Genomic DNA, 23,944 nt, shown 5'->3' with positions numbered 1-23,944 from the left:
ATGGCGTGAGCAGGCGGATCGTGGTCCTCGACTACGGCTCGGGCAACCTCCGCTCGGCCGAGCGGGCCCTGGAGCGGGCCGGCGGGGACGTCACGGTGACCGACGACCTGGCCGCCGCCGCCGAGGCCGACGGCCTGGTCGTGCCGGGCGTCGGGGCGTTCGCCGCCTGCATGGCGGGCATCGAGGCGCTGGGCGCCGGCCCGGTGATCGCCGAGCGGGTCGCCGCCGGCCGCCCGGTGCTGGGCATCTGCGTGGGCATGCAGGTGCTGTTCGAGCACGGGGACGAGCACGGCCTGGTGACCAAGGGGCTCGGGCTGCTGCCGGGCGGGGTGACGAGGCTGCCCGCCACCCGGCTGCCCCACATGGGCTGGAACACCGTGCACGCCCCCGCCTCGTCGGCGCTGTTCGCCGGCCTGCCGGCGGACAGCCGGTTCTACTTCGTCCACTCGTACGGCGCGAGCGAGCCGGCGGCGCTGGCCGCGGCGGGGGTCACGGTGACCACCGCCCACCACGAGGCGGACTTCGTCGCCGCAGTCGAGCGGGGCGCGCTGTCGGCCGTGCAGTTCCACCCGGAGAAGTCGGCCGACACCGGCGCGGCGCTGCTGCGCAACTGGCTGGCCGCGCTGTGACCGAACGGCTGACCGCGCACGGAAGACTGGGCTGGGTGAGCGCGAGGAGTGAGCTTGCGAGCCCCGCAGTCGCGAACGGAAGACTGGCCCGGTGAGCGCGAGGAGTGAGCTTGCGAGCCCCGCAGTCGCGAACGGAAGACTGGCCCGGTGAGCAAGGAACGGGCCCGCCGGCGGGCCGCCCGCGAGGCGCAGCTGGAGCGGGAGCGGGCCGTGCGCCGACGCCGGGTGGCCCGCCGGGAGCGCCGCCGCGCGGTGGTGCGCCGACTCATGCCCCGCTGGCCCCGCCGCCGCACCGGCCGGCTGGCCCGGCACACGCGGGGCGAGCGGGCCGCGATCGTCGGGCTGACCGGCGTCGCGCTGCTCGGGATCTGGGTGTTCGTCGACAGCCTCGCGCTGCGGCTGGCCCTGGTCGCGCTGTTGCTGCTGGGCCTGCCGGCGATCGTGGTGCTCGCCCTGGACCGGCGTTCCTGACGCGTCGTACGGACGGAACCGACGCGTCGTCACCGACAGTAAGGAGTCGAACTGTGAGCCTGACCCTGTTGCCCGCCGTGGACGTCGCAGACGGCCAGGCCGTCCGGCTCGTGCAGGGCGCCGCCGGCAGCGAGACCGCGTACGGGGATCCCCTCGACGCGGCGCTGGCCTGGCAGCGCGACGGCGCCGAGTGGATCCACCTGGTGGACCTGGACGCCGCGTTCGGCCGGGGCTCCAACGCCGCCCTGCTGGCCGACGTGGTGCGCCGGCTCGACGTCAGGGTGGAGCTCTCCGGCGGGATCCGGGACGACGCGTCGCTGCGCGCCGCCCTGGCCACCGGCGCGGCCCGGGTCAACATCGGCACGGCCGCGCTGGAGGACCCGCAGTGGTGCGACCGGATCTGCGGCGAGTACGGCGACCGCGTCGCCATCGGGCTGGACGTGCGGGGCCGTACCCTCGCGGCGCGGGGCTGGACCCGGGAGGGCGGTGACCTGTTCGAGGTGCTGGAGCGCCTCGACAAGGCCGGGGCCTCCCGGTACGTGGTCACCGACATCACCAAGGACGGCACCATGCGCGGGCCGAACCTGGACCTGCTGCGGGAGGTCTGCGCCCGTACCGCGGCCCCGGTGATCGCCTCCGGGGGCGTCTCGACCCTGGACGACCTGCGCGCCCTGGCGGCCCTGGAGCCGGTCGGGGTGGAGGGTGTGATCGCCGGCAAGGCGCTCTACGCGGGCGCGTTCACCGTCGCCGAGGCCCTCGCGGCACTGCGCGAGGCGGCGTGACGGCGATCGCGGGCGAGGGCCCCGTCGTCACCCGGCTCGGCTCCGGCGGCCCGTGGGAGGCCCGGTACGGCTACTGCCGGGTGGTCCGGGCCGGAAGCCTGGCGATCACCGCCGGCTGCACCTCGACGGTCGACGGCCGGGTGGTGCACGTCGGGGACCCCGCCGCGCAGACCGTTCAGGCGCTGCGGATCGGCCTGGACGCGCTCGCGGAGGTGGGCGCGGGGCCGGGCGACGTGGTCCGGACCCGGATGTACGTGACCGACCGGAGCCACGCCGACGAGGTCGGCCGGGCGCACAACGCGGTGTTCGGGGCGGTCCGCCCGGTGGCGACCATGGTGGTGGTGGCCGGGCTGATCGACCCGGAGCACCTGGTGGAGGTCGAGCTTGAGGCATGGCTGGGTTGACGGCGGCGAGAACCTGGGCAGGGCGCTCGGCCGACTGTGACGCCGGACTCGTTCCCGGCGGTCGGCCCGACCGGGTCCGCCGCCCCGCCCGCCCGGTTGGATAGGCTCGCGGCATGACGGTGGCGGTACGGGTGATCCCGTGTCTGGACGTGGACGCGGGTCGGGTGGTCAAGGGGGTCAACTTCCTCGACCTGCGCGACGCCGGCGACCCGGTGGAACTGGCCGCCGCGTACGACCGGGCGGGCGCGGACGAGCTGACGTTCCTGGACGTGACCGCCTCGTCCAGTGACCGCGGCACCATGCTCGACGTGGTGCGCCGCACCGCCGAGTCGGTCTTCATCCCGCTCACGGTGGGCGGGGGCGTCCGGCGGGTCGCCGACGTCGACACGCTGCTGCGGGCCGGGGCCGACAAGGTCGGGGTGAACACCGCCGCGATCGCCCGGCCGGAGCTGATCGCCGAGATCGCCGACCGGTTCGGCCGGCAGGTGCTGGTGCTCTCCCTCGACGTGCGCCGCGCCCCGGCCGGCACCACGGCGAGCGGCTTCGAGGTGACCACCCACGGCGGGCGCCGGGGCACCGGGATCGACGCGGTGGAGTGGGCGCGGCGCGGCGCCGAGCTGGGCGCGGGGGAGCTCCTGCTCAACTCGATGGATGCCGACGGCACCAAGGCCGGCTTCGACCTCGAGCTGATCGGCGCGGTGCGTCGGGTCGTCGACGTGCCCGTCGTGGCCAGCGGCGGCGCGGGCGAGGTCGGCCACTTCCCGCCGGCGATCGCGGCGGGGGCGGACGCGGTGTTGGCCGCGAGCGTCTTCCACTTCGGGGAGCTGACCGTCGGCGAGGTCAAGGAGAGCCTGCGCGGCTCGGGCCACCCCGTCCGCTGACCTCCACCGCTGACGGGCGAGGGCCGGGCGGCGCGGGCGAGGCCGGGACCAGCCGCCCCGGGCGAGGGCCGGGAGCCGCGCCGGGCGAGGGCCGGGACCAGCCGCGCCGGGCGGCGCGGCCGGTGCGGGCGAGGGCCGGGTCAGCCGCGTCCGGACTGCCCCTCGGGGGAGCGGCGCGGGGCCGGGATCGAGCGGACGACGTACTCCTGCACGGCGGCGGCGTGCTCCTCCTCGGCCAGGGTCCAGTCGGCGCTGGCCGGGGTGTGCCGGCGGCGTAGCACGCCCTGGACGGTGTCGACCATGGTCGCCAGGCCCGCGCTGGGCCGGGTGCGCCAGAGGCGTTCGCCTTCGCTGGTGATCCGGAACCAGCCGTCCGAGACGGTCACCAGGCCGGCGCCGAGCAGCCGCCGGACGGCGTGCTCCACCTCGTGCCGTTCCGGGATGGCCTGGTTGAGGTGGTCGGCGGTGGAGAGCACGTCAGCCAGCCGTACGCCCTCGGGCCGCCGGGTGGATGCCGAGCGGCGATGTCGTCCCGCGCCGCTCGCGATGACCAGTGCGACGAAGATCCAGGCGTCCGTCCAGTGCCATCCGTTCTCCCCCATGCAGGAATGATGCCGTGCCCGGGCCCCGGAGGAAACTGCCACTTCGGCTACCCTCTTGTCGTCCCACGTTCAGCCAGGTCGCCCGCTGTCCACTGCGGCCGGCGTGACGCGGTCGGCGACCGGCCGGGCCGGCAGGTCAACCGTGCAGGGTGGCAGGAACAGTTGGACGAGTGGCCCGATGGCGAGCGCGTACGCGACCGTGCCGACGCCGACCGTGCCGCCGAGCAGCCAGCCCAGCGCCAGCACGGTGACCTCGATGACGGTGCGGACCAGTCGGATCGACCGACCCGGGCGGCGGGCCACGTATCCGGTCATCAGGCCGTCCCGGGGGCCCGGGCCGAGCCGCGCGCCGAGGTACAGCGCGGTGGCGGCGCCGTTGGCCACGACCCCGGTGACGAGCAGTGCCGCCCGCGCCGGCAGCGGGGCGCCGCCCGGCAGCAGGGCGAGGGTGGCGTCGACCACCAGCCCGATGACCAGCACGTTGCTGACCGTGCCCAGGCCGGGGCGCTGCCGCAGCGGGATCCACAGCAGCAGGACCAGCGCGCCGACGGCGATGGTGACGGTGCCGAATGACAGCCCGGTAAGGCGGGACAGCCCCTGGTGGAACACGTCCCACGGGTCGAGACCGAGTTCTGAGCGGATCATCAGCGCCATGCTCACGCCGTACAGGACGAGCCCGGCGTAGAGCTGCGTCAGGCGCCGGACCGGCCGGTGCCGAAGATTGCCAATCTCTGCCATGCGTGCCACCCTAGGGGCCAATTCCGAAGGTAGAAGAGCCAATATCGGAGAGGTGGCCATGACGAGTCAGGTGCGCGGTGCCCAATTGGCTCGGCTTCTGGGGCAGTGGCATGCTCTGCCGGGCCGCCGGCGCAGCCCCGACTACGCCGCGCTCGCCGCCGCCGTCCGCGGCCTGCTCGCCGACGGACGCCTGCCGCTGGGGGTACGCCTGCCGGCCGAGCGCGAGCTGGCCGAGGCGCTGCGGATCAGCCGGACCACGGTGACGGCGGCGTACCGGCAGTTGCGGGAGAGCGGCCACCTGGCCAGCCGGCGGGGGGCGGGGAGCTGGACGATGCTCCCGGGCACCCACCGCGTCGCCAGCACCGGCCTGTGGACCCCGCAGGACGACCGGGACATGATCGACCTCGGGGTGGCGGCGCTGGCCGCCCCGCCGGAGCTGATGGCCGCCGCCCGCGCCGCCGCGGAGGACCTGCCCCGCTACCTGGGCGGGGCGGGATACCACCCCACGGGCATCATCGAGCTGCGCGAGGCGGTCGCCGCCGGGTACACCGCGCGCGGCCTGCCCACCTCGCCCGACCAGATCATGGTCACCAGCGGCACCCAGCACGCGCTGGACCTGGTGCTGCGGCTCGCCCTCGCCCCCGGCGGCAGCGTCCTGGTCGAGTCCCCGACGTACCCGAACGCCCTGGCCGCGCTGGCCGCCCGCCGGGCCCGGATCACCACGCACGGGCTGGCCGTCGACGGCGCCGGCTGGGACGCCGACCTGCTGCTGGGCAGCCTGCGCCAGGGCCGGCCGAAGCTGGCGTACCTGATCCCCGACTTCCAGAACCCGACCGGGCACCTGATGCCCGCCGACCTGCGCGAGCGGGTGGTCGCGGCGGCGCACGCCGCCGGCACCGACCTGGTGGTCGACGAGTCGTTCGTGGACCTGCCGCTGGACGGCACCCTGCTGCCGCCGCCCACCGCCACCTTCGACCGGCACTCGCGGGTGATCTCCATCGGCGGGATGAGCAAGCCGTACTGGGGCGGTCTGCGGATCGGCTGGGTCCGCGCGTCCGCCCCGCAGGTGCAGCGGCTGGCCGCCGCCCGGGTCGGGGTGGACATGGCCAGCCCAGTGCTGGACCAGCTCGTCGCGGTGCACCTGCTGGCCGCCGGGCCGGCCATCGTCGCCGCGCGCCGGGCGCAGCTCGCCGCCCAGCGGGACGCGCTCACGGACGCGCTGGCCGAGCGGCTGCCGGACTGGCGGGTCACCGTGCCGCGCGGCGGCGTGACGCTCTGGGTCGAACTGGACGGGCCGATCTCCAGCGCCCTCGCCCGGGAGGCCGAGGAGGTCGGCGTACGGCTGGCACCCGGCCCCCGGTTCGGCCTGGACGGGACGCTGGAGCGCTTCCTGCGGCTGCCGTTCACCCTGCCCGCCGCGGACCTCGTCGAGGCCGTCGGCCGGCTCGCCGCCGTCCGGTACGACCTGGACCGCGGCGGCCGGCCGCAGTGGCGGGAGCCGGCGGTCATCGCCTGACTCCCGCCCCGCCGGTCGGCTCAGAGCTCGGCGAGCGTGCCCTCGTACATCCGGTCGATCTCGGCGGCGAAGTTGCTCTCCACGCCGCGCCGCTTGATCTTCAGCGACGGGGTCATCTCGCCGTGCTCGATGGTCAGGTCCCGGGGCAGGACGGTGACCTTCTTGATCGTTTCCCAGCGGTTGAGCTTCGCGTTGAGCTGGGCCACGTACTCCTCGACCATGGCCCGGGCCTCGTCCGAGGTGACGATCTCGGCGTAGTCGCGACCGTCGAGGGGGCCGCCGGCGGCCCAGCCCCGGATCGCGTCGGGGTCGAGGGTGACCAGCATCGTGCAGTAGTTGCGGGCCTGCCCGACGACCACGGCCTGCGACGTGTACGGGCACAGCGCCTTGAACATGCCCTCGATGTGCGACGGGGCGATGTACTTGCCGCCCGAGGTCTTGACCAGCTCCTTCTTGCGGTCCGTGATGCGCAGGTACCCGTCGTCGTCCAGGCTGCCGATGTCGCCGGTGCGGAAGAATCCGTCGGAGGTGAACGCGGCGGCCGTCTCCTCGGGCAGGTTGTGGTAGCCGCGCATCACCGGCCGGCCGCGGAGCAGGATCTCCCCGTCGGTGTCGATCCGGCACTCCAGGTCGCCCAACGCCCTGCCGACGGTGCCGATGCGCAGCCCGTCCGGCGGGTTGACGAAGTTGCCGGCGCTGGTCTCGGTCAGGCCGTACCCCTCGGAGATCGGCAGGTTGGCGGCGGCGAAGAAGGTGCCGATCTCGGGGCTCAGCGGCGCGGAGCCGGAGACCAGCACCCGGATCCGCCCGCCGAGGCGGGCCTGGAGCTTGCTGAACACCAGCTTCTCGGCCAGCGCGTAGCGCAGCCGCAGCCCGCGGGGGAGCGGCTTGCCGGCCTGCTCGAGCGCGACCTTCTCCTTGCCGGTCCGCACCCCCCACGCGAAGATCTTCGCCTTCGCGCCGCCGGCGTCCTGCGCGGTGGTGACCGCCTTGTTGTAGACCTTCTCGAAGATCCGGGGCGCCCCGCACAGCAGCGTCGGCCGGACGACGGCCAGCAGCTCGACCAGCTTGTCCACCCGGCCGTCGACGTAGGTGGGCAGGCCGACGTGGGTCACCCCGCAGAGCAGGGTCTTGCCGAACGAGTGGGACAGCGGGAGCCACAGGTACTGCAGGTCGTCGTCGCGCAGCAGCCCCACCTCGGCCTGCGCCACCCCCTCCCAGCACCAGCCGCCGTGCAGCAGCTCGACGCCCTTGGGGCGGCCGGTGGTGCCCGAGGTGTAGATCAGCGTGGCCAGGTGCTCCGGCCCGATCCCCTCCACCAGCCGCTCCACCAGCCCCGGCTCGGCCTCCAGCGCCCGGGCGCCGCGCTCCTCCAGCTCGGCGAGGGTGAGCTGCGGTACGCCGGCGGCGGGGTCGGCCGCGCCGTCGAAGAGCACCACGTGGGTCAGCGCCGGCAGCTCCGCCCCGGCGACCTTCGCGGCCTGGGCCGGGTTCTCGGCGAACAGCACCCGGGACCCGGAGTCCGCGACGATGTACGTGGCGTCCTCGGACTCGGTGGTCGGGTACACCGTCGTGGTGGCGCCGCCGGCCAGCATGATGCCGAAGTCGGCGAGCACCCAGTCGAGCCGGGTGCTCGACAGGATGGCCACCGGGTCCTCCTGGCCGATGCCGAGCCCGTGCAGCCCGGCCGCGATCGCCTTGGCGCGCTGCCCGACCTGCGCCCAGGTCAGCCAGGCCGGGCCGGAGCCGTCGGGGGCGGGGTGGCCGAAGGCGCGGCGATCGGGGGTCGCCGCCACGCGCTTGAGGAACATGTCCGGGATGGAGCGGTACGGTACATCGAGAGCCATCGCTGTAGCCGCCTTCAGGGGTGGAGGCGTGACGGGGGTCACGTCGGTTCTGCGGTTACCGAAGGGTATTGCCTGCACCCGCGCGTCGGCTAGTGGACCTGGTGCGCCGCGGTCAGGCGTACCGGGCGGCGCGGGCCGACCAGTCGTAGGTGGCCCTGATCCAGTTGCGCCGCGCGGCGAGAAAGGCGCCCACCGCGGGAACGCCGGCCCCGAGCAGCTCCGCCTCCCGCTCGGCGTACGTGGCCAACGCCCGGTTGAACCGGTCGGCGGCGGTGCGCAGCGCCGCCGGCTCGTCCTGCCCGGTCTCGGCCGCGATCGCGCTGACCAGGTTGTGCGCGTCCGGGCCCGAGCGGTGCTCCTTGCCGTACGAGAACAGGTCGTTGCACCAGCAGACCAGGTCCCCGGCGAGGGTCTCGACGCCGACCAGCGCGGGGGAGACCCGGTGGGCCGCCCCCGGCGGCGCGTCGTACGCCAGGTCGGTGAGGGTGAAGGCCGGATGCACGGCGCCGGTGTGCCGGCGCAGCTGGACGTACTCGGCCACCCCGGGCACCCGCCGGTGCTGCCGGTTGGCCGCCTCCCACAGCAGCGCCAGCAGGTAGTCGCGCACCTGGCTGACGAAGCGCAGCAGCAGCGCCGGCCGCCCGTGGGCGCCGGTGCGCCGGCAGAGGTCGTCCAGCGCGGCGGCGAGCGGACCGCCGGGCGGGGCGCCCGGGCCGCCGTGCCGGTCCAGCACGTCCAGCAGGCCGGCGACCACCGGGGCCAGCCGGGTGGGGTCGTCGCCGAGGCCGTCCTCGTCGCACGCGTCGTCGACGACGAACAGCCAGGTGACCAGGTCGGTCAGCAGCCGCAGCCGGTCGCCCGCCGCGTCCGGGCAGGTGCGCCCGGCCAGTTCGGCGGCGGCGGCCCGGCGCAGCCGGCGCAGGCGCCGCTCGTCGGCGACCAGCCCCAGCGCCCGGGCCCAGTCCAGGCTCTCCTCCGCGGTGCGGTCGGTGTCCGCGTGCCGTTGTGCGTGGTACGGCGGTTCGTGCAGTGCCGAGAGCGCGAAGCTCCGCATGTGCGCCCCTCCGTCCGGGCGCCCCGGGCCGGGCGCCCGGACGAGGGTACGACAGTGTGAATCGGCGTCCATGTTTGGGCCGTGTGCTGGCCGCCGCGCCGGCGTCAGATGCCCAGCCTGGCGGCGCGCAGCCGCTCGGCCACCGCCGCCGGTCCGTCCACCTGCACCCGGGCCACCCGCTGCCGTCCGGTGAGGAACAGCGCGAGCTCGCCGGGCGCGGCGACCAGCCGGACCCGCTGCCCGCCCCGCCCCGCCGACAGCTCGCCGTACCCGGGCGCCTGCACCAGCACGTCGGCGGGGAAGCGGCGCAGCCCCAGCCGGCCCAGCACCGCCGCCTGGCGCCAGAGCCGGGCGTGCAGCCCGGCCGGCAGCTCGCGCGGCTGCCACCCGGCCGTCGCCCGGCGTACGTCCTCGTGGTGGACGAAGAACTCCAGGGTGTTGAACAGCTCGTGGGCGACCGGGTTGCTCACCGGGCTCCACGCCGGCGGGCGGCGCAGCTGGGCGACCAGCTCGGCGAACGGCCGGGCCGCGAACTGCGTCCGCACCCGCTCGGCGCGCCGGCGCAGCGGCGCCAGCACGATCCCGCCGGCCGCGTCCGGCCGCCGTTCCCGCACCAGGATGTGGGCGGCGAGGTCCCGGACCGTCCAGCCCTCGTTGACGGTCGGCGCGTCCGGACCCACGCTCAGCATCAGGTCGGCCAGCGCCTCGCGCTCCGACCGGGCGTACCGCGGCATGGCCCCGATCGTAGGCCCGCACCGTGCCCGGCGCGCGCCCCCCGAACCCGGCAGGACGCGCATCCGGTTCCGCCCCACCGGGGGACCGCGGAACGTGATCGGCGACATACCCGGTGCGGGGCGGCGCGGTGGAACCGGAGCGGTAAGGATGAGGGAGATAATGGCGGCTTACGGCGGGGGAGAGTGTGACCAACAGAACAAGTCGGGACGTGCTCCGCAGAGGGCTGTGGGTGCTCGGCCGGGCCATCCGGGAGCAGCCGCGGATCTTCGCGGTCGCGGTGGCGGGCAGCGTGCTCTTCGGCCTGCTGGTCGTGGCCAGCGCGTACGTGGTCGGCGCGGTGGTCGGCGACGTGGTGGTGCCCGCGATCGAGCGCGGGTCGGTCGGCGTCGCGGCGCTCGCGCTGGCGGCCGGCACCCTGCTCGGCATCAGCGTGCTGCGGGTGGTCGGCATCTTCGGCCGCCGGCTCGGCGCCGGTTACATGCAGTTCCGGCTCCAGGCCGCGTACCGGCGTCGGGTCACCCGCCGCTACCTGGACCTGCCGTTGTCCTGGCACCAGCGCAACGCCACCGGCACGCTGCTGTCCAACGCCAACTCCGACGTCGAGGCGGCCTGGTACCCGATCGCCCCGCTGCCGTTCGCGGTCGGCACGCTCGTGATGCTGGTCGGCGCGGTCGCCTCGCTCTTCGTCACCGACTGGGCGCTCGCCCTGGTCGGCCTCGCCGTCTTCCCCGCGCTGTTCGCCCTCAACGTGGTCTACTCGCGCCGGATGGCCCCCCGCCAGGCCCGGGCGCAGCGGCTGCGCGCCGAGGTCAGCGGGATCGCCCACGAGAGCTTCGACGGCGCCCTGGTCGTCAAGACCATGGGCCGCGAGGCCCAGGAGACGGCCCGGTTCGCCGCCCGGGCCGGCGAGCTGCGCGACGCGCTGATCTCCGTCGGCCGGCTGCGCGGCGTGTTCGACCCGATGCTGGAGGCGCTGCCCAGCCTCGGCACCCTCGCCGTGCTGGTGGTCGGCACGTTCCGGCTCCGGCAGGGCGCGATCACGGTCACCGAGCTGGTCAGCGTCGCGTTCCTGTTCACCGTGCTGGCCTTCCCGGTGCGGGCCATCGGCTGGGTGCTGGCCGAGCTGCCGCGCAGCGTCGCCGGCTGGGACCGCGTCCGCCGGGTCCTCGACGCCACCGGCGAGATGCCGTACGGCGACCGCGCGCTCGACCCGGACGAGGCCGGCCCGGCCACCCTCACCTTCACCGACGTGAGCTTCGCGTACGAGCCGGCCGAGGCGCACCTGCCCGGCACCGAGGTGCTCGGCGAGGTCTCGTTCGACGTCCCCGCCGGCCGGACCGTGGCCCTGGTCGGCCCCACCGGCTCGGGCAAGTCCACGATCGCGGCGCTCGCGGCGCGACTGGTCGACCCGCTCGCCGGCACGGTCGCCCTCGACGGGGTGGACGTGCGTGAGCTGACCGCCGCGTCGCTGGCCGGCACGGTGGCGCTGGTCGCCCAGGTCCCGTTCGTCTTCGACGACACCGTCCGGGCCAACATCACCCTCGACCGGCCGGGCGTCACCGACGACGACGTGTGGGCCGCGCTGCGGCTGGCCGAGGCGGACGGCTTCGTCGCGGCGCTGCCCGACGGGCTCGACACGACGGTCGGCGAACGGGGCACGTCGCTCTCCGGCGGGCAGCGGCAGCGGCTCACCCTCGCCCGGGCGCTGGCCGGCCGGCCCCGGCTGCTGGTCCTCGACGACGCCACCAGCGCGGTCGACCCCCGGGTCGAGGCGGCCATCCTGGCCGGGCTGCGCGCCCCGGCCGCCGGCGGCCCGGCCGCGTCGATCCTCGTCGTGGCGTACCGGCGGGCCACCATCGCGCTGGCCGACGAGGTCGTCTACCTGGAGCAGGGGCGGGTGGTGGCCCGGGGCACCCACGCGGAGCTGCTCGCCACCGTCCCCGGCTACGCCGACCTGGTCACCGCCTACGAGCAGGCCGAGACCGACCGTGCGCAGCAGCGCACGTACGACGAGGTCAGCCCGCTGGCCTCCGGCCTGGAAGAAGTCGAGGTGGACCGGTGAGCGCGAGGAGTGCAGCGGAGCGGAGCCCCGCAGTCGCGAACGAAAGGCTGGCTCCGGTGAGCGCGAGGAGTGCGGCGGAGCGGCCGGCGGAGGATGCCGAGTCGACCTGGCGGACGCTGCGGCGGGGGCTGGCGCTCTCCCCGGAGCTGCGCGTCGGCCTGGCCGGCACGCTCGCCCTGGCGCTGGTCTACATGGTCGGCCGGGTCGCCGTCCCGGTGGCGGTGCAGAAGGGCATCGACGACGGCATCGTCGGCGGGCTCGACCTGGGCGTGGTGTGGTCCGTCGTCGTCGTGACCGCCGCCGTCCTGGCGGTGACCACCGCCTGCGGGTACCTGATGACGCGCCGGCTGTTCACGGTCAGCGAGACGGCGCTGGCCAACGTGCGCACCCGGGCGTTCCGCCACGTGCACGACCTGTCGATGCTGCACCAGCAGTCCGAGCGGCGCGGCTCGCTCGTGTCGCGGGTGACCAGCGACGTCGACCAGATCACCCAGTTCCTCCAGTGGGGCGGGGTGATCCTGATCGTGAACCTCGGCCAGCTGCTGGTGACCACGGCCGTCATGCTGGCGTACTCGTGGCAGCTGACGCTGGTGGTGCTCGCCGCGTTCGCGCCGGCGGTGCTGGTGATCCGGCTGCTGCAACGCCGCCTCGCCGGGGCGTACGGGGTGGTCCGGCAGCGGACGGGCAGCCTGCTCGGCGTCATCGCCGAGAGCGTGGTCGGCGCGCCGGTGATCCGGGCGTACGGGATCGCGGGGCGGACCGCCCGGCGGCTCGACGCCGCGATCGACGGGCAGCGGCTGGCCCAGCAGCGGGCGATCCGGATCAGCATCATGGGCAGCTCGGTCGGCGAGCTGGCCGCCGGTCTGGCGCTGGCCGGCGTGGTGGCCCTCGGCGTCGTCCTCGGGGCGGGCGGCGGCCTGTCCATCGGCCAGCTCACCGCGTTCCTGTTCCTGGTGACGCTGTTCATCCAGCCGGTGCAGATCGCGACCGAGGTGCTCAACGAGGCGCAGAACGCCATCGCCGGCTGGCGGCGGGTGCTCGACGTGCTGGACGTCGCCCCGGACGTGGCCGACCCGGGGGAGCAGGGGCGGGAGCTGCCGGCCGGGCCGCTGGACGTCCGGTTCGCCGGGGTGGGCTTCGCGTACCCGGGCGGTCCGCCGGTGCTGCACGACGTGACCCTGGAGATTTCGGCGAAGAGCCGGGTGGCGGTGGTCGGCGAGACCGGCAGCGGCAAGACGACGTTCGCCAAGCTGCTCACCCGGCTGATGGACCCGACCTCGGGCGAGGTGCTGCTGTCCGGGGTGCCGCTGTGGCAGGTCCGGTTCGACTCGCTGCGCTCCCGGGTGGTGATGGTCCCGCAGGACGGCTTCCTCTTCGACGCCACGGTGGGGCACAATGTCCGTTTCGCCCGCCCGGAGCTGACCGATGCGCAGCTCACCGCCGCCTTCACCGAGCTGGGGTTGGCCGACTGGCTGGACGGGCTGCCGTCCGGGCTGGACACCCCGGTGGGGGAGCGCGGCGAGGCGCTGAGCGTGGGCGAGCGGCAGCTCGTCGCCCTGGCCCGGGCGTACGTGGCCGACCCGGACCTGCTGGTGCTGGACGAGGCGACCAGCGCGGTCGACCCGGCCACCGAGGTACGCCTGCAGCGCACCCTGGACGCGGTGACCCGGGGCCGCACGACGCTCGCCATCGCGCACCGGCTCTCCACCGCGCAGGCGGCCGACGAGGTGATCGTTGTGGACCGGGGCCGCGTCGTGCAGCGCGGCCCGCACGACGAGCTGATCCGCGAACCGGACTCGGTCTACGGCCTGCTGTACGCCTCCTGGCTGGAGCAGACCCGCTGATCCCGGCAAGGGCCGGAAGATCCGCTGAGCCCCGGCAGGGCCGGCAGGCTCCCTCTGGCCGGCCGACGCGCCACGCGCGGGGGGCTCTCACGCGGGGTGGCCGGGGACCTTCGTGAGGTCGCCGAAGATGTAGCGCTGGACGGTCGGGGCGAGCGCGGCGACCAGGGTCTCCGGCGGGGCGGAGGCGACCGGCTCGAGCCGGATGACGTACCGCATCATGGCCAACCCGATCATCTGGGTGGCCACCAGCGAGCCGCGCAGCGGCAGCTCGGCCGGGTCGACGGCGAGGTGGACGAGCACCCGGCGCAGCACCTGGGTGACGACGAACTCGCGCAGCAGCCGGGCCGTCCACTCGTTGCTCACCCCGGAGCGCAACAGGGCCACCCCGGCCGCGCCGGCCGGGGAGTCCCAGACCCGCAGGAAGGCGGTGACCAGCCGTTCGCCGAGGCCGGCCGGGTCCCCGGCCAGTACGGCCGGCAGCAGCTCCCCCGGGTCGACCGGGCTGTTCATCGCGGCCAGGAAGAGCTGGTCCTTGCTGCCGAAGTAGTGGTGGACCAGCGCGGGGTCCACCTCCGCCGCCTGGGCGATCGACCGGATCGACGCCGCGTCGAAGCCGCGCTCGGCGAACGCGGTGCGCGCTGCGCCGAGGATCGCCTCCCTGGTGTCCGGGTTGCCGGGCCGCCGCCCCGTCCGCCGCGCCATCGCCGCCCTTCGCTCGTCCATCCCGGTACGTCCCCCGACCGCCCCGTCGCGGCCCGCCGGCGCGGTCGCGGAGCCCGGCCGGCGTTGCCTCAGCCGCTGCGCCGGCGCAGGGTGGCCGCCGCGAGCACCAGGGCCAGCACCACGGAGCCAGCCACTACCCCCAGGTCGCGCCACATCGTGGCGGTGGGCTCGGCGTGGACGCCGACCTCCTGCAACGCCTCCACCGCGTACGACAGCGGCAGGGCGTCGCTGACCGCCTGCAACCAGCCGGCCATCCGGTCCCGGGCGACGAACAGCCCGCACAGCAGCAGCTGGGGTAGCACCACCACCGGCATGAACTGTACGGCCTGGAACTCGGTGCGCGCGAAGGCGCTGCACAGCAGCCCGAGGGCCACCCCGAGCACCGCGTTGACCACCGCGATCATGATCACGAGGGCGCTGCTGCCCGCGGTGGAGAGGCCGAACACCCAGTACGCCACGGCGGCGGCGATGCCGGCCTGCCCGGCGGCGGCCAGCCCGAACGCGATGCCGTAGCCGAAGAGCAGGTCGAGCCGGCCCAGCGGGGTGGTGAGCAGGCGTTCCAGGGTGCCGGAGGTGCGCTCGCGCAGCATGGCGATGCTGGTCACCAGGAACATGATCACGAATGGGAAGACGCCGAGCATCACCAGTGCCACCCGGTCGAACATGCTCGGCTGGCCGGGCGGGGTGGGCTGGTCGGCGTACATGTAGTAGACGAGCGTCAGCAGCAGCGCCGGCACCAGCACCAGCAGGGCGACGGTGCGCCGGTCGTGCCGAAGCTGGCGCAGGATGCGCCCGGTGGTGGCGGCCAGGATGCGGAGGTTCATGACTGCTCCCGTCCGGTGCTGCCGGTCGGACGCGTGGCGCCGTCCCGTGCCGGCCCGCCGTCGCCGCCCGTGGCCACCTCGCCGGCGCGGATCAGGCGCAGGAACGCCTCGTCGAGGTCGTCGACGCCGGCGGCGACACGGATCGCGTCCGGGGTGTCGTCGGCGACCAGTCGGCCCTGGCGGATCAGCAGCAGCCGGTCGCAGCGCGCCGCCTCGTCCATGACGTGGCTGGACACCAGCAGGGTCGTGCCGGCGGCGGCGAGGGCGTGGAACCGGGCCCAGAGGTCGGCCCGCAGCACCGGGTCCTGCCCGACCGTCGGCTCGTCGAGGACGACCAGCTCCGGCTGCCCGACCAGCGCGCAGGCCAGGGAGGCACGGCTGCGCTGCCCACCGGAGAGGGTGCCGACGAGCTGGGTGGCGGCGTCGGCGAGCCCGACGTCGGCCACGGCCCGGTCGGCGTCGGCCCGGCCCCGCCCCTGGAGGGTGGCGAAGTACCGGGCGTTCTCCCGGACGGTGAGGTCGGCGTACACGCTGGGGGCCTGGGTGAGGTAACCCACCCGGCGGCGCAGCTCCGGGGTGCCCGCCGGCCGGCCGAGCACGGTCACCGAGCCGGACCGGACCACCTGCACCCCGACGATCGCCCGCATCAGGGTGGTCTTGCCGCTGCCGCTCGGGCCGAGCAGGCCGGTCACCGCGCCGCGCGGCACCGCGCAGCTGATGCCGTGCAGCACCCGCCGCCGGCCCCGGTCCACGACCAGGTCGCGGACCGCGATAGCAGGATCCATCGCCCACCTCCCGAAGGAATTCAACAGCCGATGAACTCAACGCTAGATGAGATGGACGGCGGACCGCAACGGGCCGGTGGCGTCGAGCGGGTGGCGCGCCGGAAAGGTATCCCCCGGCAGGAATGAGAACGGTCGGGCACTAGGCTTCGGACCGGACAGCGGGTCCGCCAACGGGCATTGCGCCCCGGATCGGGCGTACGGCACGATGGCGCGGTGGGTTACGCTGCGTCACCTGGCGACGGATTCCTCGACGAGTGGGCGGCCCGGCTGCGGCAGTCGGCCGACCGGCCCGTCGTCGGCATCCTGCTGCGGGGCAGCCACGCCCGGAGCGCGGCCACCGAGCACAGTGACATCGACCTCGACGTGCTGGTCGACGCCGACTCCACGGCGGGCGCGGCGGGCGCGGCGAGCGTCCCGCCCCACCTCGCCCCGTACGCGGCCCGCCGTGCCTACCTGGCCGAATCCGGCGGACGGCTGGCCCACGTCTCGGTGTCCGTCCGGGACGTCCGCTCCTGGCTGACCCATCTCGGCGAACCGGCCGACTGGGCGTTCGGGCTGCCGGTCACCGCGCCCGCCCGGCTGCTCTGGGCCGACCCGCGCTGGCGGGCCCGGCTCGACCTGCCCGTGCTCTGCCAGCCCGCCGACGAGCCACGCCTGGAGGAACTGATCGCCACGTTCGGTAAGGTCGCCGGGGCCCGCAGCCGGGACGACCACCTCGGCGTCCGGCTGGCCGCGGCCGACCTGGCCCGGCTCTGCCCGTCCGTGCTCCGGCTGGCCAATCCGTCGGTGCGGGTGGTGTCCCGGCGGTCCGCGTTCACCGCCGCCCTCGAACTGCCCGTCGCCCCACCCGGATACCGCGACGACATGCTGCTCTGCCTCGGCGCGCGCCCCTGCTCCACCGAGCAGCTCTGGGCGGCGGCGGCGCGCCTGGTCACCGGCACCGTGCCGCTGGTACGCCCGTACGCCGACGAGATCGCCGCGGTGGCCGGGCTGGACCTGGCCGACGCACTGCTCGACGGCCGGCTGGACCGCTACCTCGGCCAGTTGGCCGGCGGCGTCGTGTCGCCGCCTGCGCGGAACCGGGTGCCGGGGCCGCCCCGGTGGGACTCGTTGGCGGTGCCCGGGCCGCGTACGGGACAATGGGTCACTGTGCCCGTACCTGACGCGCCGGTGACCGGCGCCCACGCCGAGCAGACCCCGCCCGCGGCCGGCGGGCCGACCCGCGCGTCCCGGCTCGACCCGGCCATCGCGGCCCGGCTGCGCCGCACCCCCGACGGCCTGGTGGCGGCCGTGGTCCGCCAGCACGACACGGGCGAGGTGCTGATGGTCGCCTGGATGGACGACGAGGCGCTGCACCGCACCCTGACCACGGGCCGGGCCACGTACTGGTCGCGCAGCCGGCAGGAGTACTGGGTCAAGGGCGCCACGTCCGGCCACCACCAGTACGTCCGCTCCGTCGCCCTGGACTGCGACGGCGACGCGCTGCTGGTCAGCGTCGACCAGGTCGGCCCGGCCTGCCACACCGGCCAGCGCACCTGCTTCTTCACCGAGCTGCCGGTGACCGTCGCGGAGGAGTCGGCATGACCGACGGCGCCGTGAGCCCCGATCAGGGCACCTTCACCGAGCTGGCGGCCCGCTGGCGGGTCGTCCCGGTCACCCGCCGGCTGCTCGCCGACGGCGAGACCCCGGTGGGGGTCTACCGCAAGCTGGCCGGCGGACCGGGCACCTTCCTGCTGGAATCCGCCGAGCAGGTCGCCGGCTCGGCCTGTTCGGCCTGGTCGCGGTACTCGTTCGTCGGGGTGCGCAGCAGCGCCACCCTCACCGAGTCCGACGGCGTCGCGTACTGGACGGGCCAGCCGCCGGCCGGGCTGCCAGCCGGCGGCGACCCGGTCCGGGTGCTGCGCGAGACCGTGGCGGCCCTCGCCGGCCCGGCCTGGGACCCGGCCAGCGGCATGCCGCCGCTGACCGGGGGCATGGTCGGCTACCTGGGGTACGACCTGGTGCGCCGCTTCGAGCGGCTGCCCGAGCTGACCGAGGACGACCTCGGCGTGCCCGAGCTGGGCATGATGCTCGCCACCGACCTGGTGGTCCTCGACCACTACGACGGCTCGGCGCTCCTGATCGCCAACGCCGTGCTGCCGCCGGCGGACGCGCCGGAGCGCGCCGCCCTGGTCGACGCCGCGTACCACCACGCGGTCGGGCGGCTGGACGCGATGACGACCGCGCTGTCCCGGCCCATCCCACCGATGATCTCGACGGTCGACCGGCCGGCGGCCCGCGACGTGGTGAGTCGCACCGACGAGGGGGGCTACCCGAAGGCCGTCGAGGCGGCCAAGGAGGCGATCCGGGCCGGCGAGTGCTTCCAGATCGTGCTGGCCCAGCGCTTCGAGCGGGCCACCCACGCCGACCCGCTGGACGTCTACCGGGTGCTGCGCACCACCAACCCCAGCCCGTACATGTACCTGCTGCGGTTCGACGGCTTCGACATCGTCGGCTCGTCTCCCGAGGCCCACCTGAAGGTGAGCACCGGGACGGACGGCCGACGCCGGGCGCTGCTGCACCCGATCGCCGGCACCAGGCCGCGCGGCGCCGCCCCCGAGGCCGACGCCCGGCTCGCCGCCGAGCTGCTCGCCGACCCGAAGGAGCGCGCCGAGCACGTGATGCTGGTCGACCTGGGCCGCAACGACCTGGGCCGGGTCTGCCGGCCGGGCACCGTCGAGGTGCCCGAGTTCGCCACCATCGAACGGTACAGCCACGTCATGCACATCGTCTCGACGGTGGTCGGCGAGCTGCGCCCGGAATGCACGGCGTTCGACGCCCTCGCCGCGACGTTCCCGGCCGGCACCCTCTCCGGGGCGCCGAAGGTCCGGGCGATGGAGATCATCGAGGAGCTGGAGCCGGTGCGCCGGGGCCTGTACGGCGGCACCGTCGGGTACTTCGGCTTCGGCGGGGACCTGGACATGGCGATCGCCATCCGTACCGCGCTGATGCGCGACGGGCGGGCGTACGTGCAGGCCGGCGCCGGCGTGGTGGCCGACTCCGACCCGGCCGCCGAGGACCAGGAGACCCGCAACAAGGCCGCCGCGGTGCTGGCCGCGATCGCCGCCGCCGAGACCCTCCGGCCGGCCCGGTGAGCGCGAGGAGCGCAGCGCAGCGGAGCCCCGCAGTCGCGAACGGAAGGCGGGCACCGGTGAGCGCGAGGAGCGCAGCGCAGCGGAGCCCCGCAGTCGCGAACGGAAGGCGGGCACCGGTGAGCGCGAGGAGCGTAGCGCAGCGGAGCCCCGCAGTCGCGAACGGAAGGCCAGCACCGTGAGCGCGAGGAGCGCAGCGCAGCGGAGCCCCGCAGTCGCGAACGGAAGACCGGCCCGATGACGCCGGCTCCCGCTGACGCGCCGGCGCCGGTCGCGCGGGGGCGGCGCGAGCTGACGTACGCCGTGCTGCTCTGCCTGGCCGGGGCCGGCCTGGCGCTGTGGGCCTCGACCCGGACCTGGGCGGTCGAGCTGACCGCCCGGCCGGCGCCGCTGCCGCCGGTGCGCGCGGCGCGCACCGGGGCCGGGCTGCTGCCGTGGCTGCCCGCGCTGGCGGTGGTCGCGCTGGCCGGCGGCGGCGCGGTGCTGGCCACCCGGGCGGTCGTACGCCGTCTGCTGGGCGCGCTGTTGCTGGCGCTCGGCGTGGCCGCGGCCGCCGGCGGGGGCTACGGCCTGGTGGCGGCGTTTGGCGGCGAGGTGAGCCGGCGCTGGCCGGCGCTCTGCCTGGTGGGCGGCCTGCTCGCGGCCGCCGGGGGCGCGCTGACCGCGCTGCGCGGTGGGGGCTGGCCGGCGATGGGGGCCCGGTACGAGCGGCGGGCGCGGCCGGCGGTCGACGCCCCGACCGGCGCCGCGGCGGGGCCGGTGACCGGTCGGCGCACCACCGAGGCGTGGGACGCCCTCGACCGGGGCGAGGACCCGACGGCCGGCTCTTGATTCGCCCCGATGCCGGCGACATGGGGGTGTCCGAGCCCGCTGGACGCCCCCATGTCGGCGACATGGGGGCGTCCGAGCCCGCTGGACGCCACCATGTCGGCGACACGGGGTGGATTTACCGGCCGGGCGGCACCCCGTTCGCGCCGAATGCCCGGCCTGCGGAGGCGGTTGGGTGTGCTGGTCGGCGCCGCCGGGCTGGGCGGCTGTCGGCGGTCCCGAACTCAGGCGACCGGCTGGCGGTCGCGCGCGGCGGCTCGGGTGGCGGCTCGGGTGGCGGCCAGCTCGGCCACCAGGCGGTCCAGTTCGGCGCGCTGGTCGGCGCGGGCCCGGTCGGCGCAGACCGCCTCCCAGGCGTTGCCCCGGGCGGTGCGGCCCCGGCCGTCGCCGGCCACAGCCCGCTCCAGGGTGTGCACCACCCCGACGGCGAGCGACGCGACGGTACGGGAGATGGTGGTCAGCCCGATGGTCGGCTTGGGCCCGGCAGTGCTCATGGTCACCCCGCACGAATATCGTTCCGGCGCCTCAGGCAGGCGCGTCATCGAGTCTGCCCGAGGACGACGATGCCCGGCCCACGTTTCGCCGTGATGACGGGCACGTCAACGCTCCGTGGTGTCGGCTGACCTGGCCGAACCGGCCCTCTTGAGCTTCGTCACAACATCGACCGGCGTGCGGGTGGCGTTCCGCGCGGCCGACAACGGCGCCATGGAGACGGGTTTGCGTCGACGGGGCGGCGGCTGTGGCCGCTTCACCGTGATCGGCGTGGCGCGTGGCTCTGCGTGATCCACTGTTCACCCGAAGTCGGCCATTATGCCGTAGCCCATCTCGTGAGGAGCGCCATACCCCCGGCACCTGGCGTCGGGCGGCGCCACCTAGCATCGGCCCATGACACCCGGAGAGGGGAGTCCGTTGGTGACTGCTCAGCATCCGCACGCCGAGGGGGACGGAGCCGCGTCCGGCAGCGTGCTCGACGAGATCCTGGCCGGCGTGCGTGAGGACGTCGCCCGGCGGCAGGAGCAGATTCCGCTGGAGCGGATCCGGGAGCTGGCCGCCGCCGCGCCGCCGCCACTGGACGCGTACGCGGCCCTGCGCCGACCCGGTGTGGCGGTGATCGCCGAGGTGAAGCGCTCGTCGCCGTCCAAGGGGCGGCTGGCCGAGATCGCCGACCCGGCCGACCTGGCCGGCCAGTACGCCGCCGGCGGCGCCCGGGCGATCAGCGTGCTCACCGAGGGTCGCTGGTTCGGTGGCTCGCTGGACGACCTGGCCGCCGTCCGGGCCGCGGTGCAGATTCCCGTGCTGCGCAAGGACTTCGTGGTCTCCAGCTACCAGGTGCACGAGGCCCGCGCGCACGGGGCGGACCTGGTCCTGCTCATCGTCGCCGCGCTGGAGCAGAACGCGCTGGTCGGGCTGCTGGAGCGGATCGAGTCTCTCGGCATGACCGCGCTCGTCGAGGTGCACGACGAGGAGGAGGCCGACCGGGCCCTGGAGGCCGGCGCGCAGGTGATCGGGGTGAACGCCCGCAACCTGCGTACCCTGGAGGTCGACCGCTCGGTCTTCGAGCGGATCGCACCCGGCCTGCCCAGCAGCGTCGTCAAGATCGCCGAGTCCGGCGTGCGGGGGCCGCACGACCTGATCCGGTACGCCTCGGCCGGCGCCGACGCGGTTCTCGTCGGCGAGGGCCTGGTGACCCAGAAGAGCCCCCGCGAGGCGGTCGCCGAGCTGGTCAACGCCGGCAACCACCCGGCCACGCCCCGCCCGGCGCGCTGAGCCGCGCCGGGGTGCCAGTCAGCAGCGAGAGGACACCCGCGATGAGCGCCAACGCCCCGACCCCGGCCGGGCAGCTGCCCGACGCCGCCGGTCACTTCGGCCGGTTCGGCGGCCGGTTCGTCCCGGAGGCGCTGGTCGCGGCGCTCGACGAGCTGGACGCCGCGTACCGCAAGGCGATGGGCGACGAGGCGTTCCTCGCCGAGTTCGACGCGCTGCTGCGCACGTACGCCGGCACCCCCTCGCTGCTCTACGAGGCCAGGCGGTTCTCCGCCCGGGCCGGCGCCCGGGTGCTGCTCAAGCGGGAGGACCTGAACCACACGGGGGCGCACAAGGTGCGCAACGTGCTCGGCCAGGCGCTGCTGACGAAGCGGATGGGCAAGCGGCGGGTGATCGCCGAGACCGGTGCCGGCCAGCACGGCGTCGCCACCGCGACCGCCGCCGCCCTGTTCGACCTCGAGTGCGTGGTCTACATGGGCGAGGTGGACACCCGGCGGCAGGCGCTCAACGTGGCCCGGATGCGGATGCTGGGCGCCACCGTCGTCCCGGTCACCACCGGCTCGCGCACCCTCAAGGACGCGATGAACGAGGCGATGCGCGACTGGGTCGCCAACGTCGACGACACCCACTACCTGATCGGCACCGCCGCCGGCCCGCACCCGTTCCCGGAGCTGGTCCGGGACTTCGTCCGGGGCATCGGCGACGAGGCCCGCCGGCAGTGCCTGGACCTCACCGGCGCGCTGCCCGACGCGGTCGCGGCCTGCGTCGGCGGCGGCTCCAACGCGCTGGGCGTCTTCCACGCCTTCGTGGGCGACCCGGGCGTGCGGCTGTACGGCTTCGAGGCCGGCGGCGACGGGGTGGAGACCGGCCGGCACGCGGCCAGCATCACCGGCGGCTCGTCGGGCGTGCTGCACGGCAGCCGCACGTACGTGCTGCAGGACGCCGACGGTCAGACGATCGAGTCGCACTCGATCTCCGCCGGCCTGGACTACCCGGGCATCGGCCCGGAGCACGCCTGGCTGCACGACAGCGGCCGGGCGGTCTACCGGCCGGTGACCGACGCCGAGGCGATGGCCGCGTTCGAGCTGCTCTGCCGTACCGAGGGGATCATCCCCGCCATCGAGAGCTCGCACGCGCTCGCCGGCGCGCTGAAGATCGCCCCGGAGCTCGCCACCGAGCTGGGCCGGGAGCCGGTCATCGTGGTCAACCTCTCCGGCCGGGGCGACAAGGACGTGCACACGGCCGGCGAGTACTTCGGCATCCTGGACGGGGAGGTGACGGCATGAGCCGCATCGGGGTGGCCTTCGACAAGGCCCGCGCCGACGGGCGGGCCCTGCTGGTCGGCTGCATGCCGGCCGGTTTCCCGACCGTCGAGGGCAGCATCGCCGCGATGACCGCCATGGTCGAGGCGGGCGTGGACGTCATCGAGGTGGAGATCCCGTACTCGGACCCGGTGATGGACGGCCCGGTGATCCAGAAGGCCAGCGACATCGCGCTGTCCGGCGGCGTCCGCACCGCCGACACGCTGCGCATCGTCGAGGCCGTCGCGGCCACGGGCGCGCCGGTGGTCACGATGACGTACTGGAACCCGATCGAGCAGTACGGCGTCGACGCGTTCGCCCGGGACCTCGCGGCGGCCGGCGGCACCGGCCTGATCACCCCCGACCTGATCCCCGACGAGGCCGACGAGTGGCTGGCCGCCTCGGAGGCGTACGGGCTGGACCGCACCTTCCTGGTCGCCCCGTCCTCCACGGACGCCCGGCTGCGGATGACCGTGGAGCACTGCCGCGGCTTCGTCTACGCGACCGCGATCATGGGCGTGACCGGGGCCCGGGCGCAGACCTCGGAGGCCGCGCCGGTGCTGGTCTCCCGGGTGCGCGAGGTCACCGACCTGCCGGTCGGCGTCGGGCTCGGCGTGGGCACCGGCGCCCAGGCCGGCACGGTCGCCGGGTACGCCGACGGGGTCATCGTCGGCAGCGCGCTGATCCGCTGCCTGCTCGACGCGCCGGACCAGGCCGCCGGCCTGGCCGCCCTGCGGGCGTTGAGCGCCGAACTGGCCGAGGGCGTCCGCAACCCGCGCCGCTGACCCCTACCGCGAACGGGGGCCGCGCCCCTCGGCGTCGACCCGATCGCCGAACGGGGGCCGCGACCCCTCCCGGCGTCGACCCGATCGCCGAACGGGCCGAGGCCGCCCGCGACCCCCGGCGCTGACCGCGCCGGGCGGTGCCGCGCGCCGGGCGGTGCCGCGCGCCGGGCGGTGCCGCGCGCCGGGCGGTGCCGCGCGCCGGGCGGTGCCGCGCGCCGGGCGGTGCCGCGCGCCGGGC

At 75.4% G+C, this 23,944-nt stretch carries 24 protein-coding genes and 1 pseudogene; 16 read left to right on the top strand and 9 right to left on the bottom strand.

What is annotated here, in order from left to right; all coding sequences use genetic code 11:
• Positions 1–5 precede the first annotated feature (5 nt).
• The 5 genes from hisH to hisF all read left to right on the top strand — a co-directional run bounded on the left by hisH (position 6) and on the right by hisF (position 3,167).
• On the top strand, positions 6–629 hold the full coding sequence (gene hisH, locus ACGFIZ_RS07310; protein WP_393416864.1) for an imidazole glycerol phosphate synthase subunit HisH: 624 nt from the start codon (positions 6–8) through the stop codon (positions 627–629).
• A 147-nt stretch (positions 630–776) separates the two neighbouring features.
• The gene (locus ACGFIZ_RS07305; RefSeq protein ID WP_393416729.1) at positions 777–1,100 is read left to right on the top strand and encodes a hypothetical protein; all 324 of its coding nucleotides are present in this window, start codon (positions 777–779) and stop codon (positions 1,098–1,100) included.
• 53 nt (positions 1,101–1,153) lie between these two features.
• Complete coding sequence (priA, locus tag ACGFIZ_RS07300; protein WP_393416727.1) at positions 1,154–1,882, top strand: bifunctional 1-(5-phosphoribosyl)-5-((5-phosphoribosylamino)methylideneamino)imidazole-4-carboxamide isomerase/phosphoribosylanthranilate isomerase PriA; 729 nt, start codon at positions 1,154–1,156, stop codon at positions 1,880–1,882.
• Positions 1,879–2,286 (top strand): RidA family protein, encoded by a 408-nt coding sequence (locus ACGFIZ_RS07295; protein ID WP_393416725.1) that lies wholly within the window; start codon positions 1,879–1,881, stop codon positions 2,284–2,286. Before priA ends, ACGFIZ_RS07295 begins: the two co-directional genes overlap by 4 nt.
• Before the next feature lie 113 nt (positions 2,287–2,399).
• Positions 2,400–3,167, top strand: coding sequence for an imidazole glycerol phosphate synthase subunit HisF (gene hisF / locus ACGFIZ_RS07290; RefSeq protein WP_347670396.1), 768 nt, complete (start codon positions 2,400–2,402; stop codon positions 3,165–3,167).
• A gap of 140 nt (positions 3,168–3,307) precedes the next feature.
• Here hisF and ACGFIZ_RS07285 read toward each other — a convergent pair whose 3' ends face one another.
• Together ACGFIZ_RS07285 and ACGFIZ_RS07280 are read right to left on the bottom strand one after the other, a co-directional pair.
• Positions 3,308–3,769 carry a hypothetical protein gene (locus tag ACGFIZ_RS07285; protein ID WP_393416723.1) on the bottom strand — a complete coding sequence of 154 codons (462 nt, stop codon included), beginning with the start codon at positions 3,767–3,769 and terminating at the stop codon, positions 3,308–3,310.
• 69 nt (positions 3,770–3,838) lie between these two features.
• Positions 3,839–4,507, bottom strand: coding sequence for a YitT family protein (locus ACGFIZ_RS07280; RefSeq protein WP_393416721.1), 669 nt, complete (start codon positions 4,505–4,507; stop codon positions 3,839–3,841).
• A gap of 58 nt (positions 4,508–4,565) precedes the next feature.
• Here ACGFIZ_RS07280 and ACGFIZ_RS07275 point away from each other — a divergent pair, with 58 nt between their 5' ends.
• Entirely contained in the window at positions 4,566–6,023 is a 1,458-nt protein-coding gene (locus ACGFIZ_RS07275; RefSeq protein ID WP_393416719.1) for a PLP-dependent aminotransferase family protein, read from the top strand.
• 20 nt (positions 6,024–6,043) lie between these two features.
• Here ACGFIZ_RS07275 and ACGFIZ_RS07270 read toward each other — a convergent pair whose 3' ends face one another.
• The 3 genes from ACGFIZ_RS07270 to ACGFIZ_RS07260 form a co-directional block, all read right to left on the bottom strand.
• Complete coding sequence (locus tag ACGFIZ_RS07270) at positions 6,044–7,870, bottom strand: AMP-dependent synthetase/ligase (protein ID WP_393416717.1); 1,827 nt, start codon at positions 7,868–7,870, stop codon at positions 6,044–6,046.
• Between the two features lie 112 nt (positions 7,871–7,982).
• Complete coding sequence (locus tag ACGFIZ_RS07265) at positions 7,983–8,924, bottom strand: terpene synthase (RefSeq protein WP_393416715.1); 942 nt, start codon at positions 8,922–8,924, stop codon at positions 7,983–7,985.
• Positions 8,925–9,028: 104 nt separating this feature from the next.
• On the bottom strand, positions 9,029–9,658 hold the full coding sequence (locus ACGFIZ_RS07260; protein ID WP_393416713.1) for a TIGR03085 family metal-binding protein: 630 nt from the start codon (positions 9,656–9,658) through the stop codon (positions 9,029–9,031).
• A 185-nt stretch (positions 9,659–9,843) separates the two neighbouring features.
• On the opposite strand from ACGFIZ_RS07260, the gene ACGFIZ_RS07255 reads away from it, so the two are divergent.
• Together ACGFIZ_RS07255 and ACGFIZ_RS07250 are read left to right on the top strand one after the other, a co-directional pair.
• Positions 9,844–11,721, top strand: a complete 1,878-nt coding sequence (locus tag ACGFIZ_RS07255) for an ABC transporter ATP-binding protein (protein ID WP_393416711.1) — start codon at positions 9,844–9,846, stop codon at positions 11,719–11,721.
• 56 nt (positions 11,722–11,777) lie between these two features.
• Entirely contained in the window at positions 11,778–13,565 is a 1,788-nt protein-coding gene (locus ACGFIZ_RS07250) for an ABC transporter ATP-binding protein (RefSeq protein WP_393416709.1), read from the top strand.
• A gap of 87 nt (positions 13,566–13,652) precedes the next feature.
• Here ACGFIZ_RS07250 and ACGFIZ_RS07245 read toward each other — a convergent pair whose 3' ends face one another.
• From ACGFIZ_RS07245 to ACGFIZ_RS07235, 3 genes are all read right to left on the bottom strand, one after another.
• Complete coding sequence (locus ACGFIZ_RS07245; protein ID WP_393416862.1) at positions 13,653–14,267, bottom strand: TetR family transcriptional regulator; 615 nt, start codon at positions 14,265–14,267, stop codon at positions 13,653–13,655.
• An 89-nt stretch (positions 14,268–14,356) separates the two neighbouring features.
• Positions 14,357–15,112, bottom strand: a complete 756-nt coding sequence (locus ACGFIZ_RS07240; protein WP_347669504.1) for an ABC transporter permease — start codon at positions 15,110–15,112, stop codon at positions 14,357–14,359.
• Positions 15,109–15,897, bottom strand: coding sequence for an ABC transporter ATP-binding protein (locus tag ACGFIZ_RS07235; RefSeq protein ID WP_393416707.1), 789 nt, complete (start codon positions 15,895–15,897; stop codon positions 15,109–15,111). Before ACGFIZ_RS07235 ends, ACGFIZ_RS07240 begins: the two co-directional genes overlap by 4 nt.
• Before the next feature lie 213 nt (positions 15,898–16,110).
• On the opposite strand from ACGFIZ_RS07235, the pseudogene ACGFIZ_RS07230 reads away from it, so the two are divergent.
• The 4 genes and pseudogenes from ACGFIZ_RS07230 to ACGFIZ_RS07215 all read left to right on the top strand — a co-directional run.
• Positions 16,111–16,845: pseudogene (locus ACGFIZ_RS07230) on the top strand (phosphoribosyl-AMP cyclohydrolase); the annotation flags it as partial.
• Positions 16,846–17,046: 201 nt separating this feature from the next.
• Positions 17,047–17,481 (top strand): phosphoribosyl-AMP cyclohydrolase, encoded by a 435-nt coding sequence (gene hisI / locus ACGFIZ_RS07225; RefSeq protein WP_393416860.1) that lies wholly within the window; start codon positions 17,047–17,049, stop codon positions 17,479–17,481.
• Positions 17,478–19,031, top strand: coding sequence for an anthranilate synthase component I (locus ACGFIZ_RS07220; RefSeq protein WP_393416705.1), 1,554 nt, complete (start codon positions 17,478–17,480; stop codon positions 19,029–19,031). Before hisI ends, ACGFIZ_RS07220 begins: the two co-directional genes overlap by 4 nt.
• Before the next feature lie 234 nt (positions 19,032–19,265).
• Complete coding sequence (locus tag ACGFIZ_RS07215; RefSeq protein WP_393416703.1) at positions 19,266–19,859, top strand: Trp biosynthesis-associated membrane protein; 594 nt, start codon at positions 19,266–19,268, stop codon at positions 19,857–19,859.
• 221 nt (positions 19,860–20,080) lie between these two features.
• Here the strand turns inward: ACGFIZ_RS07215 and ACGFIZ_RS07210 are convergent, their stop codons facing one another.
• The gene (locus ACGFIZ_RS07210) at positions 20,081–20,350 is read right to left on the bottom strand and encodes a hypothetical protein (RefSeq protein WP_347669508.1); all 270 of its coding nucleotides are present in this window, start codon (positions 20,348–20,350) and stop codon (positions 20,081–20,083) included.
• A 118-nt stretch (positions 20,351–20,468) separates the two neighbouring features.
• On the opposite strand from ACGFIZ_RS07210, the gene ACGFIZ_RS07205 reads away from it, so the two are divergent.
• The 4 genes from ACGFIZ_RS07205 to trpA all read left to right on the top strand — a co-directional run bounded on the left by ACGFIZ_RS07205 (position 20,469) and on the right by trpA (position 23,706).
• Complete coding sequence (locus ACGFIZ_RS07205; RefSeq protein WP_393416701.1) at positions 20,469–20,639, top strand: hypothetical protein; 171 nt, start codon at positions 20,469–20,471, stop codon at positions 20,637–20,639.
• A 180-nt stretch (positions 20,640–20,819) separates the two neighbouring features.
• Entirely contained in the window at positions 20,820–21,623 is an 804-nt protein-coding gene (gene trpC / locus ACGFIZ_RS07200) for an indole-3-glycerol phosphate synthase TrpC (protein ID WP_347669550.1), read from the top strand.
• A gap of 41 nt (positions 21,624–21,664) precedes the next feature.
• Entirely contained in the window at positions 21,665–22,906 is a 1,242-nt protein-coding gene (trpB, locus tag ACGFIZ_RS07195) for a tryptophan synthase subunit beta (protein ID WP_393416699.1), read from the top strand.
• A complete protein-coding gene (gene trpA / locus ACGFIZ_RS07190; RefSeq protein WP_393416697.1) occupies positions 22,903–23,706 on the top strand; it encodes a tryptophan synthase subunit alpha in 804 nt (267 codons plus the stop codon). The genes trpB and trpA overlap by 4 nt, the downstream gene beginning before the upstream one ends.
• Positions 23,707–23,944: the final 238 nt, after the last annotated feature.

It is taken from the genome of Micromonospora sp. NPDC048830, from assembly GCF_043198215.1.
Classification (GTDB): domain Bacteria; phylum Actinomycetota; class Actinomycetes; order Mycobacteriales; family Micromonosporaceae; genus Micromonospora.
Note: the sequence above shows the minus strand (reverse complement) of the source record. Positions and strands in the feature narration are given on the sequence as shown.

Excerpts from the sequence above, each read along its gene's own strand:
- hisF (WP_347670396.1), top strand. The coding sequence starts at position 2,400 with ATGACGGTGGCGGTACGGGTGATCCCGTGTCTGGACGTGGACGCGGGT.
- ACGFIZ_RS07285 (WP_393416723.1), bottom strand. The coding sequence starts at position 3,769 with ATGGGGGAGAACGGATGGCACTGGACGGACGCCTGGATCTTCGTCGCA.
- ACGFIZ_RS07280 (WP_393416721.1), bottom strand. The coding sequence starts at position 4,507 with ATGGCAGAGATTGGCAATCTTCGGCACCGGCCGGTCCGGCGCCTGACG.
- ACGFIZ_RS07275 (WP_393416719.1), top strand. The coding sequence starts at position 4,566 with ATGACGAGTCAGGTGCGCGGTGCCCAATTGGCTCGGCTTCTGGGGCAG.
- ACGFIZ_RS07270 (WP_393416717.1), bottom strand. The coding sequence starts at position 7,870 with ATGGCTCTCGATGTACCGTACCGCTCCATCCCGGACATGTTCCTCAAG.
- ACGFIZ_RS07265 (WP_393416715.1), bottom strand. The coding sequence starts at position 8,924 with ATGCGGAGCTTCGCGCTCTCGGCACTGCACGAACCGCCGTACCACGCA.
- ACGFIZ_RS07260 (WP_393416713.1), bottom strand. The coding sequence starts at position 9,658 with ATGCCGCGGTACGCCCGGTCGGAGCGCGAGGCGCTGGCCGACCTGATG.
- ACGFIZ_RS07245 (WP_393416862.1), bottom strand. The coding sequence starts at position 14,267 with ATGGCGCGGCGGACGGGGCGGCGGCCCGGCAACCCGGACACCAGGGAG.
- ACGFIZ_RS07240 (WP_347669504.1), bottom strand. The coding sequence starts at position 15,112 with ATGAACCTCCGCATCCTGGCCGCCACCACCGGGCGCATCCTGCGCCAG.
- ACGFIZ_RS07235 (WP_393416707.1), bottom strand. The coding sequence starts at position 15,897 with ATGGATCCTGCTATCGCGGTCCGCGACCTGGTCGTGGACCGGGGCCGG.
- ACGFIZ_RS07220 (WP_393416705.1), top strand. The coding sequence starts at position 17,478 with ATGACCGACGGCGCCGTGAGCCCCGATCAGGGCACCTTCACCGAGCTG.
- ACGFIZ_RS07215 (WP_393416703.1), top strand. The coding sequence starts at position 19,266 with ATGACGCCGGCTCCCGCTGACGCGCCGGCGCCGGTCGCGCGGGGGCGG.
- ACGFIZ_RS07210 (WP_347669508.1), bottom strand. The coding sequence starts at position 20,350 with ATGAGCACTGCCGGGCCCAAGCCGACCATCGGGCTGACCACCATCTCC.
- trpB (WP_393416699.1), top strand. The coding sequence starts at position 21,665 with ATGAGCGCCAACGCCCCGACCCCGGCCGGGCAGCTGCCCGACGCCGCC.
- trpA (WP_393416697.1), top strand. The coding sequence starts at position 22,903 with ATGAGCCGCATCGGGGTGGCCTTCGACAAGGCCCGCGCCGACGGGCGG.